The 12,394-nt window shown below is 49.8% G+C and carries 10 protein-coding genes; 6 read left to right on the top strand and 4 right to left on the bottom strand.

All coding sequences use genetic code 11. The features are described 5' to 3' along the window. Window positions 1-11: 11 nt before the first annotated feature. Window positions 12-1,223, top strand: coding sequence for a serpin family protein (locus tag B4W65_RS04640; RefSeq protein ID WP_088653948.1), 1,212 nt, complete (start codon window positions 12-14; stop codon window positions 1,221-1,223). A 66-nt stretch (window positions 1,224-1,289) separates the two neighbouring features. Here the strand turns inward: B4W65_RS04640 and B4W65_RS04635 are convergent, their stop codons facing one another. Beyond that, window positions 1,290-1,736 (bottom strand): hypothetical protein, encoded by a 447-nt coding sequence (locus tag B4W65_RS04635; RefSeq protein WP_088653947.1) that lies wholly within the window; start codon window positions 1,734-1,736, stop codon window positions 1,290-1,292. Window positions 1,737-1,807: 71 nt separating this feature from the next. Further along, window positions 1,808-2,563, bottom strand: a complete 756-nt coding sequence (locus tag B4W65_RS04630) for an SDR family NAD(P)-dependent oxidoreductase (RefSeq protein WP_088653946.1) — start codon at window positions 2,561-2,563, stop codon at window positions 1,808-1,810. Between the two features lie 115 nt (window positions 2,564-2,678). Between B4W65_RS04630 and purL the strand changes: the two genes are divergently transcribed. The 4 genes from purL (at window position 2,679) to B4W65_RS04610 (ending at window position 8,063) form a co-directional block, all read left to right on the top strand. Continuing rightward, window positions 2,679-4,913: a phosphoribosylformylglycinamidine synthase subunit PurL gene (purL, locus tag B4W65_RS04625; RefSeq protein WP_088653945.1), complete on the top strand. Its 2,235-nt coding sequence runs from the start codon at window positions 2,679-2,681 to the stop codon at window positions 4,911-4,913. Between the two features lie 54 nt (window positions 4,914-4,967). Next, on the top strand, window positions 4,968-5,708 hold the full coding sequence (gene ubiE / locus B4W65_RS04620; protein ID WP_240509480.1) for a bifunctional demethylmenaquinone methyltransferase/2-methoxy-6-polyprenyl-1,4-benzoquinol methylase UbiE: 741 nt from the start codon (window positions 4,968-4,970) through the stop codon (window positions 5,706-5,708). Between the two features lie 70 nt (window positions 5,709-5,778). After that, the gene (gene porT, locus B4W65_RS04615; protein ID WP_088654065.1) at window positions 5,779-6,486 is read left to right on the top strand and encodes a type IX secretion/gliding motility protein PorT/SprT; all 708 of its coding nucleotides are present in this window, start codon (window positions 5,779-5,781) and stop codon (window positions 6,484-6,486) included. Between the two features lie 14 nt (window positions 6,487-6,500). Continuing rightward, window positions 6,501-8,063 carry an NAD(P)/FAD-dependent oxidoreductase gene (locus B4W65_RS04610; protein WP_088653943.1) on the top strand — a complete coding sequence of 521 codons (1,563 nt, stop codon included), beginning with the start codon at window positions 6,501-6,503 and terminating at the stop codon, window positions 8,061-8,063. 13 nt (window positions 8,064-8,076) lie between these two features. Here the strand turns inward: B4W65_RS04610 and B4W65_RS04605 are convergent, their stop codons facing one another. Next, window positions 8,077-8,841: a TrmH family RNA methyltransferase gene (locus B4W65_RS04605; RefSeq protein ID WP_088653942.1), complete on the bottom strand. Its 765-nt coding sequence runs from the start codon at window positions 8,839-8,841 to the stop codon at window positions 8,077-8,079. 48 nt (window positions 8,842-8,889) lie between these two features. Here B4W65_RS04605 and tamL point away from each other — a divergent pair, with 48 nt between their 5' ends. After that, a complete protein-coding gene (gene tamL, locus B4W65_RS04600; RefSeq protein ID WP_240509479.1) occupies window positions 8,890-11,217 on the top strand; it encodes a translocation and assembly module lipoprotein TamL in 2,328 nt (775 codons plus the stop codon). 74 nt (window positions 11,218-11,291) lie between these two features. Here tamL and B4W65_RS04595 read toward each other — a convergent pair whose 3' ends face one another. Next, window positions 11,292-12,287: a class II fructose-bisphosphate aldolase gene (locus B4W65_RS04595; RefSeq protein WP_088653941.1), complete on the bottom strand. Its 996-nt coding sequence runs from the start codon at window positions 12,285-12,287 to the stop codon at window positions 11,292-11,294. Between the last annotated feature and the right edge of the window lie 107 nt (window positions 12,288-12,394).

Genomic DNA, 12,394 nt, shown 5'->3' with positions numbered 1-12,394 from the left:
ATACTACGACAATGAGAAGCTTAGGATGGTTTGTACTGGGTTTGTGTTTTGCTGCCTCTTCGTGTGAGAAGAGCGAAGAGTTGCCCCAACCGGAGCCTGAAGTGCTCTCGCTGAAATCGGCTGAGCTGGTGCAGAAAACAGAAAATTTTGGGTGGTCTTTGCTTTTGGCGCTGAATGAAGCTGCAGCATCTGATGAAAATGTGGTGCTCTCCCCTTTGAGCGTTGCACAGGCTTTGGGGATGGCCCTCAACGGTGCCAGTGGAAACAATCTGGAGGAAATGTGCCGGGTTTTGGGTTACGACGACCCGAAAGCCTTAAACGAAGCTTTTCGAAATGTTCGTCTTGCCCTGGAAAGTGCAGACCCAAAGGTGACAATGGGCGTGGTCAATTCGGCCTGGTACCGAAAAGGTTTTGAACTGAACCCCGCCTTTCTGGCCTGCATAGCAGAATCTTATGCAGCTCGAGCAGAGGGATTGGACTTCGGAAACGAGGAGGCAGCCAAGGCTGTTATCAATAAGTGGGTAAAAGACGCTACCCGTGACAGAATCCCATCCATTGTAGACAAAATAAGGCCCGAGCACGTTCTGTTTCTGGTCAATGCGGTGTATTTTAAAGGAGCATGGAGTGCCCGTTTTGACGCTGAAAAAACGGAGGAAGCTCCTTTTTATACTGCAAAGGGCAGTGTAAATGTGCCCATGATGCAACAGGAGGGGCACTTTCAATATTATTCGGGTGAGGACTTTGAAGCGGTCCGACTGGCCTATGGAGACAGTGCCTTCAGCATGCACGTGGTTTTGCCCCGTGAAGGAAATACTGTGGACGATTTGTTGGCACAAATGAAAGAGGGACTATGGGCTCAGCTTCAGGAAGACCCCGCTCCCGGTTTGTTGCAATTGGCCCTTCCCCGGTTTAAAACAGAAGCTTCCTACGACTTGGTTCCCGCCCTTGAAAAATTGGGCATGCAGCTGGCCTTTAAGGACGATACCGGCTTTGCCAATCTGGCCAACGACCGGATGCTGATCTCGGACGTCAGGCACAAAACTTTTTTGGAAGTGGACGAACGGGGCAGCGAGGCAGCAGCTGTAACCAGTGTAGGTTTTGTAACTACCAGCATGCCTCAGGTACGGACCTTCAGGGTCGATCGCCCCTTCGTTTTTGTAATTTCAGAGAAAAGCAGCGGGGCGGTATTGTTTGCAGGAAAGATCGTGAATCCCTCAAAATAAGCGGAGTTTTGGAGATAAAAAAAGTGGCCGGATTTCCGGCCACTTTTTGTGATAGACTGTTTTCTGTTACTTGAAAAGGTACAGCGTCCGGGTCTGACTGTCCGGAATGCCGATGATGTTGTTGATGTAATCGGCTTTCTCCTGCAACTCTCCCTTCTTAACAAAGCCTTCCCCTTTGGGCATACAGGTTCCCCAGGAACCAGAGGCCTGACAGTCGGCCCAGTCGGTAATTTTTACAAGGGTGTGCTGTCCAACAATAATCAGGGCCTTGCTGTAATCCTGTCCCTTACTAAAGGCTTCCACTACATTTTCTTTGGTCAGCACGATGCTGCTTTCTGCCTGTGCCTCAGCCAGGGGGGTGATGTCTACAATGGGGTTGTTTTCGTTCAGGGTGGCGTCCCCCACATTCACGATGCCCTCTGTCAGTTTTGAAATTTTCTCAACATTGGTCTGGGCACTGCTTAACTGGAAGGCTGCAAAAGCCAGAACCAGCAGAGTAAGTACTTTTTTCATGGTTAAGTATTAAAGTTATACAATGGCCCAAAGGTAAGGGCTTTTTTGTTTTTTATCCAGATGTAAGGCAATTATTCTCGGTGACTATATACGGCACTAGCCTGTGCCGTAGGCATAAGCAAAAGGTCGTTGACATTAACGTGTGGGGGGCGACTGACCATAAAGGCAATGGCTTCGGCAATGTCCTCGGCTGCTAACGGGGTAAGTCCCTGGTAAACTGCGTCGGCCTTTTGCTGGTCGCCATGGTAGCGCACCAGCGAGAACTCTGTATCTACCATTCCCGGAGAAATAGACGAGACTTTAATGCCATACGGCAGCAGGTCGATACGCATTCCTTTGGTCAGTGCTTCTACCGCATGTTTGGTGGCGCAGTAAACGTTGCCGTTGGCGTAGGCTTCCTTTCCGGCAATGGAACTCACATTGACGATGTGCCCCGATCGGCGCTCGATCATACCCGGAATAATGCGCCTGCTGATGGTCAGCAAGCCCTTAACATTGGTGTCGATCATGCGTTCCCAGTCGTTCCAGTCGCCCGACTGTATGGGTTCGGCCGTGGCAGCCAGGCCTGCATTATTTACCAGTAAGTCGATTTGCTGAAGTCTTTCCCCCAATTCGTCCATGGCCTGGTCTACCGCTTCCTTTTTTTGTATATCGAAGCACAGACTGGTGCAAGAGGTGCCTTGTTCTGCCAGTTCAGCGGAAAGGGCCGCCAGGCGCTCTGCTCTTCGTCCTGTGATAATCAGTTCGTAACCCATTTTGCTGAGTTGAAATGCTGTAGCTTGTCCTATTCCGGAGGTAGCTCCGGTAACCAATGCTGTTTTTTGCATATCCCTGTTTTTTGGTGATCGGTTTGTGGTTTGTCTGTTTTTTAGTATTTTTCAGAAGCCATTGCCACGGTAAAATTACACTTTTTTGTAATTGTAGATTCATAAACCAACAACCATGACAACAAGAACAGCCACCCTGCAGGATGCCGAGACTTTTGGCGTCGGATCCGGGGAGTTTGATCACATACAAAAAATTCTGGGTCGAAGCCCAAATTTGCTTGAGCTGGAGCTATTTTCTATCCTTTGGTCGGAGCATGCCAGTTATAAGCACTCTTTAAAACACTTGCAGGAGCTGCCGCGCAGTGGTCAGCATGTGGTGGTGGAGGCCGGGACCGAAGTCTCCGGGGCTGTGGATATTGGGGATGGCGAGCTTTGTGTGTTCAAGGTCGAATCGCACAATCACCCTTGTGCCGTTCAGCCGCGTTTGGGGGCCGCCACGGGTTTGCGTGTGGTGGGCCGGGATGTTTTTGCTATGGGCGCAAAGCCCCTGGCTTTTTTGGATGCACTGCGTTTTGGCGATGCGCGACGGGATACTGCGCGTTGGTTGTTTGAAGAAGTCATAGAGGGGCTGGCCGACTTTGAAAAGGGTTTTGGTCTTCCATTAGCGGGAGGCGACACCTTTTTTGCTGAAGGTTTCAACTCCAGCCCCGTAGTCAACAATATGGTTGTGGGGGTGGCCTCACGGGAAGAGCTACTGCATGCTGTTGCACGGGGGGAAGGCAATTTAATAGCTGTTGTTGGCGCAGCCACCGGAAGTGAGGGCATCGATGGCGATGCTTTTGCTGCCGATGTCATCAGCAATCACGGGACAAAGGGAGCAGAGGCTGATGGCTTACGCAATATGGAAGTTGAAAAAGGCCTGATGAAGTTGCTGCAAAAACTCAACAAGCAACAATTGTTGGTGGGCGTTCAGCCTGTTGGTGCGCAGGGATTGGTAGGCGCCATGGCCGACATGGCTGCCAGGGGGCAGTCGGGCCTGGAAGTAAGTACCGAAGAAGTTCCTTTGAGGGATGCGGGCTTATCGTCCCGCGATATTTTGGTGGCTGAAACCTGGGGGCGTCTGCTGCTTTGTTTTGCGCCCTCCCAACTCGAAAAGGTCAAGAGTTTAACCCAAAAAGCCGGCCTTGAGTTTGGGGTTTTGGGTAGGGTGACCGATTCGGGTCTGCTGTGTATCCGAGATGGGGAGGAAGAGCTTGCCCGTCTGCCGGTTGCCTACCTGGGTCTGGGAGGTAAAGCACCGGTGTACGAGCCGGATTTTCAGATTGATCCCAAGCGGGGTGTTGCCGTTAAGGTTGAAGATTTTCCGGAACCCGATCACTATCCGGCTGCGGTTCGGCGTATGATGTCCTCGCCCAATCTGGCCTCCAAAAAATGGTTGGGCAGCCGTTTTACCAAGTCGCTGAAGTCCGATAATCCCAGCAGTCGTTATCCCTCAGATGCTGCCATTATACCTGTGGGGACAGAAGGGAAGGCACTCGTTGCTACAATGGATGGCAATCCGGGTTATATGAATGGGGATGTTCAAAAGGGGGCCGAAATTGCCGTTGCAGAAGCAGTGCGCAATATTATTTGCGCTGGTGGTCAGCCACTTGCTGTCTCCGACTGCCTTAATTTTGGGAATCCCAGAGACCCGGAAGCCTATGGCCATTTTGTGGCTTCAGTACGTGGAATAGCCGCGGCTTGTAAACATTTTAATCTTCCTGTGATCAGTGGAAATGTGAGTTTCTACAACCAAAGGTCGGTGGAAGGACAATTGATTCCGGTAACGCCTTCTCCACTTATTGGCATGGTGGGATTGCTCAAACACGCCGATCGGCACACCACGCTGGCCTTTCGTCAAAAGGGCGATATGATTTTTCTCGTGGGCAGATCACGCGACGATGTAAATGGCTCTGAGTATTTGCGTTTGATTCATAACGTGGAGCATTCAGTAGCCCCTTGTTACAATCCTGAAGAAGAGAAGGAGTTGCATCAGGTTATTTCCGGTTTGATCGATCAGAACCTGGTCCGTTCGGTGCACGATGTTTCTAATGGGGGTTTGTATTTTAGCTTATTGGAGAGCGCCCTACCTCTGGGCTTTGGTTTTGACATTACATCCGACGCCGAAATTCGTAAGGATGCCTTTTTGTTTGGGGAAGCACAAAGTCGGGTAATTGTTTCTGTTGCCCCCGAGAAGCAGGATCTTTTTGTCGACTTTATGGTGGAGCAGGAATTTCCTTTTTCGATTCTGGGGCATGTTACCAAAGGGGAGTTGCGCATTGATGATGAATCTTATGGATTTATGGACGAGGAAAAGAAAAGATTTGAAGACAGTCTGAAAATCTGGTTGGAAGGGAAAATAGAAGGCTGATTGCCGTGCTTTTTTGGTATCTTTGTCGCCCTATTTTGTAATATCTGACAAATAATGATGAGTGTGAAACCCTATGCACAGGCCGAAGGTTCGAAGAAGGAACAGGTTACGGCTATGTTCAACCGCATTGCGCCTAAGTACGACTTTCTGAATCATTTGCTCTCGATGGGTATCGATAAGCTTTGGCGAAGGCGGGTGGTGCGCATTGTTGCGCGAAAAAAGGCGCCTGTTGTGCTGGATGTAGCTACCGGAACCGGCGACCTGGCCATTGCCCTGGCCGGCATCCATCCTAAGCCTACAGCGGTGTACGGTGCCGATATTTCTGCAGGCATGTTGGCACGTGCGGCGCAGAAAGTCTCGAAACGGGGTTTGCAACATACCATTGTACTCAAAGAAGCCGATTCAGAAGCACTGCCCTTTACCGATCGTTTTTTTGATGCGGTAACGGTGGCCTTTGGGGTGCGTAATTTCGGAGATTTGCATCAGGGACTTTGTGAAATGAATCGTGTACTCAAGCCCGGAGGCTCGCTGGTGGTTTTAGAGTTTTCGCGTCCGCACATTTTTCCTTTTAAGCAGTTGTACGGCTGTTATTTTGCACACGTTTTGCCTTGGTGGGGAGGTTTAATTTCAAAGGATAAGGAAGCTTACGATTATTTGCCTGCTTCCGTGTTGCATTTTCCTGAAGGAAAGGCCTTTGAGGAGGCCTTGGTGCAAGCCGGTTTTGAAGTAGAAAAGAGTCGCCGGCAGACCCTGGGGATTGCCACCATCTATGTTGCCCATCGTCCCCTGCAATAAATTGGTATTGGCGACGTTTATGAAGCAGGCGCAAAGGCCTGCTCAGCAACATCAAATCAGGGTGCATTTCATGAAGTATATTTTTGCTTTTCTTTTTTTTGCAGGAGTCCTGGGAACGGCGGTTGCGCAGCCGTCTAACGGCAAGGTTCCCAATTTGCCCAATTTTGACGATAAGGCGCTTAATTTTGGATTCCTCATTGGGTTTAATACCATGGACTATCGGGTGGTTTCCAAGGCCCCGGACCAGCAAGGTCCCGGGGGCGTGCGCTACGCCGATGTGGTACGACTCAATCCGGGCATCAATATTGGGATGGTCACCAATTTCAGGCTGAATCAATATTTCAGTTTTCGGGTCCTTCCCGGCATCAGCTTTGGCCAGCGCGATTTGATGTTTGTTGCGGAGAATGGGGAAGAAGATCCACATCCTTTGGAAATCAAATCCACCTTTATAGAAGTTCCTCTGGTCTTGAAACTAAACGGGGCCCGTATGCACAACGCCAAACCATTTTTTACGGCAGGAATCAATCCCCGTTTCGATTTGGCCAAGAGTAAAAAGGACGGGTTGTTGGTGCGTCCCTTCGATGTTTATTGGGAGGTGGGTGCCGGCTTTGATTCTTACATGAGCTATTTTCGTTTTTCTACGGAGTTAAAGCTTTCGGTGGGCCTGATGAATGTTTTGGATCCTGCAGGAACGGGTGAGCCCGAGGATATTTACTACTCCGATGTGTTGGATCGCCTGACTTCCCGTATATTTGTACTCAATTTTTATTTTGAGTAATTTTCTGTTTGCTGATGATTCAAGAAGTAGTGCTGCGTTTGTTGCCGGCCGAAGCCGGCAACGAGGCGCTGATTAAGGGCGTTCTGGCTGAAAATCTCGATGTTTCTGGGCCCCGCATTAAGGGCTGGCACATTCGTCGTCGTTCCATCGATGCACGTAAACATCCGGTTCACATGCAGTTGCACGTACAGGTTTGGGTCGATGAAGAGAAGCCCGATCGTGTGGTTCCTGTGTTTGAGTATCCCGATGTTTCCCATCAGTCCGAAGTCGTTGTGGTGGGCGCCGGTCCGGGTGGCTATTTCGCAGCCCTTCGTCTTATCGAGCTGGGACTAAAGCCCGTTGTGCTGGAGCGGGGCAAGGACATCGGTGCACGCAAGCGGGATGTGGCGCTTTTGAATCGCAACCAAGCGGTTAATCCCGAATCCAATTATGCCTTTGGAGAGGGTGGTGCCGGCACCTTCTCCGATGGTAAGCTGTATACCCGAAGTACCAAGCGGGGCGATTTTCAACGCTTTTTGGAAATACTTCATTTTCATGGGGCCTCCGACGAAATTTTAGTTGATGCTCATCCCCACATTGGCACCAATCTGCTGCCCCGTATCATGAAAAATATCCGCGAACAGATTTTGGCCGCCGGGGGCGAAGTGCATTTTGAAACCCGGGTGAGCGACTTTATCGTGGAAGGCGACAGGGTACTGGGGGTGCGGACAGCCGGCGGCGATGAAGTACGCGGCGGAGCTGTTATCCTGGCTACAGGCCATTCGGCCCGGGATATCTATGAATTGTTACATCAAAAGGGGATAAAGCTGGAAGCCAAAACCTGGGCCATGGGCGTAAGAGTGGAGCATCCCCAGGAGTTGATTGATCAGATTCAATACCACACGCCCGAAGGCAGGGGCGAGCACCTGCCTGCAGCTTCGTACAGTTTTTCCTGCCAGGTTAAGGAAAGGGGTGTGTACTCTTTTTGTATGTGTCCGGGGGGAACCATCGTTCCTGCAATGACCGGTCCCAACGAAATGGTGGTTAACGGGATGTCTGCTTCTACCCGTTCTTCTCCCTTTGCCAACAGTGGAATGGTGGTGGAAGTTCGCCCTGGCGACCTCGATGCTTATGCGGCACATGGGGTTTTGGCTGGTCTGGCCTATCAGCGTGAAGTAGAAAAGCTGTGTTATCTCAATGGGGGGCACAATGTAATTGCTCCCGGTCAGGTGTTGACCGATTTTGTTGCTGGTCGACTCTCCGCCGATTTGCCCCCGACCTCCTACATTCCCGGAGCCGTGTCGGTTCCCCTTCATTTTCTTTTGCCAGAAGCCATTTCTTTTCGTCTGCGCGAAGGCTTCAAGAAATTCGGTCAATGGGCCAAGGGTTTCCTGACCGAGGAAGCCCTTGTGTTGGGAACCGAATCGCGCACCTCTTCTCCGGTTCGGATCCCTCGTGATCCGCAGCTTCTGGAGCATGTGCAGCTGAGAGGTCTTTATCCTTGCGGAGAAGGAGCAGGATATGCCGGAGGAATAGCCTCCTCGGCGCTGGATGGCACGCGTTGTGCAGAGATGGTCGCCAGGTCGCTGGGAAAGTAGTCTTGTGTTTAACTCAGCTGAACCCTTGCTGACGTCGGAATTCTGCACAGATAATGGCCGTAGCCACGCCTACATTCAATGATTCTGATCCACTGCTTTGTGGGGGAAAGGAAGGAATGGTTAGCCGTTGGGTAAGGTGTTGGGATGTGGTGGGACGAATACCTCTGCCTTCGTTGCCCATGACCAATAGCGCAGGGGTTTTGAGGGAGGACGTGTAGATGTTGTCCCCCTCTAAAAATGCGCCGTAAACAGGCAGGTGGTGGTCTTTTTTACAGGCCGGAAGAAAGCTGTCAAGATCCGTGTAAAACAGTTGAACTCTTGCCAGGGCACCCATGGTGGCTTGCACCACCTTGGGGTTGAAGGCATCCACGGTGTCCTTGCTGCATATCAGTTTTTTAATGCCGAACCAATCTGCCATCCTGATGATGGTGCCCAAATTCCCAGGATCCTGTATGCCATCCAGTACCAGAGTGAGATCTTCTTTTATGGCATCATTATTGAGCGTGTGGGTGGGTTGACGAAAAAGCGCCAGTACTTGTTGGGGAGTTTTAAGCAGAGAGGCAGAAGACAGTTCTGCAGGACTAAGTACAAGGGTTTCATAATTCTGACGGCCAGGGGCCTTCCATTCTGACGTTCCGGCCAAAAGGTGGGGGGTAAAGCCGGCATCCAGGAGCTCATTTATAATTTTAGGCCCTTCAGCCAAAAACAGGCCATGGCTATCGCGTTGCTTTTTTTGCGCCATGGAGGCAATCAGTTTTTTCTGATTCTTACTTAACATGCTGCTTTTTTTTACCTTTGCTGCAAATGTAACAATATCATAGCATAAATGATCAGGAGGTACCTTGCTTCACCATTATTGGGGGGACTGTTTCTTATGGCGGTTCTGTTGTCGACGGGATGTCGCAGTACAAAGTATGTTCCCGAAGGAGAAAAGCTGTTGTCTCGTGTGGCGATAAAAAGTGATGCAAGGGATGTTCCGCGTGATGAGCTGCGCTCCTATCTGCGTCAGCAGGAGAACTTGCGCATTCTTGGTTTTTGGCGTTTACACCTGGGTATCTATAATCTTTCGGGTAAGGATGAAAGCAAGGGCTTTAACCGTTGGCTGCGCAGCATGGGGGAAGCTCCTGTGGTTTTTGACTCCACTCTGGTGGACCGTTCGGTAGAGCAGATGGGGCTTTATTTGCGTAACAGAGGTTATTATCTGAATCAGGTAAGCGACAGTATCCGCTATCCCTCCGAAAGAAAAGCCCGGGTGCGCTATACCGTTGAGGCGGGTCCCCGCTATCGACTTAACGATGTTTTCTATCGAATTGATGATCCTGGTCTGAGAGCTGTCGTATTCAACGATACAGTGAATTCCGTTATGCGCAGGGGGAGGGGCTTCACCTCAGAGATGCACGACAGGGAAAGGGAGCGCATTACCGAATTGTTGCGCAACGAAGGATACTATAATTTTTCGAAGGAATACATCTATTTTTTGGCCGACAGCTCCCTGGGTGCACACAGGGTCAACGACACCCTGGTGATTATGCGTCCACCCGAGAACGCTAATGGCAGAACCGCAGAAGGACTCCACGCCACCTATGCGGTGCGCGAGGTCGTCTTTCAGGTGAATTCGGATACACGCGAATTGTCGGCTTCCATTGGGGATCTTGCCCTTCAGATGGATACCGTGTTCATGGAAGGCATTCAAATTGTGCATGAAGGCAAATTGGATTTTAAACCAGAAGTGCTGCTCAACAGCAATTACATTGAGCCCGGCGCACTTTACCAGTCGACCTTAGTCGATCGTACCCAGTCTCTTTTGAGTGGCCTAAGAATTTTTAAATACATCAACATTCGTTTTAAAGAAGTTGAAGGTCTTCGTGATGCGGAAGGGCGTCACCTTATTGATTGTTATATTCAGGTTGTTCCAGGCAGATATCAATCCTATTCGGTGGAGATTGAAGGTACCAACTCATCGGGGAACCTGGGTGCTGCAGGCAATTTTAAGTATCAGCACAAGAATATTTTTAAAGGTGCCGAGTTGTTTACCCTCAGCACCCGTTTGGCAAGGGAGAATCAGTTTGTCAGCAGGAGTGCCGACCGGGAACGTTTTAATACCCTGGAGCTGGGCGCCGATGCTTCGGTGGTTTTTCCTCAGTTTCTTATGCCGGTGCGTATCGAAAGTTTTAGGCAACGTTACAATCCCCGTACAACCATTGCCCTGGCTTATAATTACCAACGTAGGCCCGATTATACCCGTACCATTGCTAATGCGCGTCTGGGTTATTCCTGGCGGTCGTCACGCACCAGCACCCACAGTCTGTATCCCATCGATTTTAACCTGGTGAACATTCCCACAGTATCCTCAGCCTTTTGGGAGTACATTGAGCGGAATCCCTTCTTGCGTTACACCTATGAAGATCACCTCATTGCCAATACGAATTATACTTATACCTATAACCAGCAGCAAATGGGCCGGCAAACCAGAGACTTCTGGTATTTCCGGTTTTCGGCTGAAGCTGCCGGAAATATGCTCAACGGCCTGTCGTCTCTGTGGAAAGACGAGGGTACTTACCACACCATTCTTGGGATTCGTTATGCCCAGTATTTTAAGTCGGATGTGGACCTACGTTACCATCAGTCACTGAGCCGTTTTACCTCCGTTACTTATCGTTTTTTTGCCGGGGTTGGTTTGCCTTATGGCAATCTAAATGTCCTGCCCTTTGAGAAGCGCTATTTTTCGGGTGGGGCAAATTCTTTGCGCGCCTGGCCTGTAAGGGCTGTTGGACCCGGAACATTTAGGGATGCGGAAGCCGTTTTTTACAATCAAACGGCCGATATTAAACTGGAGATGAATGTAGAATATCGTTTTCCCTTGTTTTGGTTGTTGGAGGGCGCCCTGTTTTTGGATGCCGGAAACATTTGGGCCATTAGAGAAAGTTCCAGTCCCCCCGGAGGTTTGTTTCAATGGGACCAGTTTTACAAACAAGTTGCTCTTGGAACAGGCTTTGGAACCCGTTTTGATTTTAATTATTTTATTTTTCGGATTGATGCCGGTTTAAAGCTGAATGATCCCTCTGTACCGGTTGCTGAAAGGTGGATTCCATTTACCCGGCCTTATACCTGGGAGGATGTCGCGTTTAACTTCGCCATTGGTTATCCCTTTTAGTCTGAGGGGGGAAATGAGGAAAAAAAGAAAGGCAGCGGTGAGGCTGCCTTTCTTTTTGTAATCCTGTTTATTGGTTAAGCTTTGTCGGCCGAACCCAAAACGTTTTTGTTCTTGTGAATATAAAGGGCCTTCAGTGTATCACGTGCAGGTCCGAGGTATTTACGGGGGTCAAACTCACCCGGGTTTTCAGCCATTACCTTGCGAATGGCTGCTGTCATTGCCAGACGGCCGTCAGAATCGATGTTGATTTTACAAACGGCAGACTTGGCAGCCTTGCGCAGTTGCTCTTCGGGAATACCTACAGCGGCATCCAGTTTTCCGCCAAATTTGTTGATGGTGTCAACGTGCTCAACAGGCACAGAAGAAGAACCGTGCAAAACAATGGGGAAGCCGGGAATACGCTTTTCGATTTCTTCCAAAATCTCGAATTTCAATGGGGGAGGAACCAGTACGCCATCGGCATTTTTAGTGCACTGAGCGGGGGTAAACTTGTGGGCCCCGTGCGAAGTGCCAATTGAAATAGCCAGGGAGTCCACGCCGGTACGCTTCACGAAATCCTCTACTTCTTCAGGGCGGGTGTAGGTCGAATGCTCGGCTACTACGTCGTCTTCAACACCTGCCAAAACACCCAGTTCTCCCTCTACGGTTACACCGTGCTGGTGGGCATACTCTACCACTTTTTTGGTCAGTTCAATGTTTTTTTCGTAAGGATGGTGCGAACCATCAATCATTACGGAAGAAAAACCATTGTCGATACACTCCTTACAAATTTCGAAGGTGTCGCCATGGTCGAGGTGCAGAACGATGGGCACTTCGTAACCTAACTCTTTAACGTATTCGGTGGCACCTTTGGCCATATTTCTCAAAAGGGTAGCATTGGCGTACTTACGGGCACCTGAAGATACCTGCAGAATAACCGGTGATTTGGTTTCTACGCAAGCTTGAAGAATCGCCTGAAGCTGCTCCAGGTTGTTGAAATTATAGGCCGGGATGGCATAGCCACCGGCAACAGCCTTGGCAAACAGTTCTTTGCTGTTAACCAGGCCCAGCTCTTTGTAATTTACAGCCATTTTTTTATTGTTTAAATGTTGGTTTTTAGTAGCTACAAAAATAGGTAAAGCAACTAACTTATACAATTTTTCTGCCTGAAGCTGAAGTTTTGTCCTGCTTTTCTGTT

This window comes from Geofilum rhodophaeum (assembly GCF_002210225.1).
Lineage (GTDB): Bacteria > Bacteroidota > Bacteroidia > Bacteroidales > Marinilabiliaceae > Geofilum > Geofilum rhodophaeum.
This window is presented reverse-complemented; position numbering and strand designations above follow the sequence as displayed.

Coding starts and splice junctions, on each gene's coding strand:
- B4W65_RS04640 (WP_088653948.1), top strand. CDS start 12: ATGAGAAGCTTAGGATGGTTTGTACTGGGTTTGTGTTTTGCTGCCTCT.
- tamL (WP_240509479.1), top strand. CDS start 8,890: ATGATCAGGAGGTACCTTGCTTCACCATTATTGGGGGGACTGTTTCTT.
- purL (WP_088653945.1), top strand. CDS start 2,679: ATGACAACAAGAACAGCCACCCTGCAGGATGCCGAGACTTTTGGCGTC.
- B4W65_RS04635 (WP_088653947.1), bottom strand. CDS start 1,736: ATGAAAAAAGTACTTACTCTGCTGGTTCTGGCTTTTGCAGCCTTCCAG.
- B4W65_RS04630 (WP_088653946.1), bottom strand. CDS start 2,563: ATGCAAAAAACAGCATTGGTTACCGGAGCTACCTCCGGAATAGGACAA.
- porT (WP_088654065.1), top strand. CDS start 5,779: ATGAAGTATATTTTTGCTTTTCTTTTTTTTGCAGGAGTCCTGGGAACG.
- B4W65_RS04605 (WP_088653942.1), bottom strand. CDS start 8,841: ATGTTAAGTAAGAATCAGAAAAAACTGATTGCCTCCATGGCGCAAAAA.
- B4W65_RS04610 (WP_088653943.1), top strand. CDS start 6,501: ATGATTCAAGAAGTAGTGCTGCGTTTGTTGCCGGCCGAAGCCGGCAAC.
- B4W65_RS04595 (WP_088653941.1), bottom strand. CDS start 12,287: ATGGCTGTAAATTACAAAGAGCTGGGCCTGGTTAACAGCAAAGAACTG.
- ubiE (WP_240509480.1), top strand. CDS start 4,968: ATGATGAGTGTGAAACCCTATGCACAGGCCGAAGGTTCGAAGAAGGAA.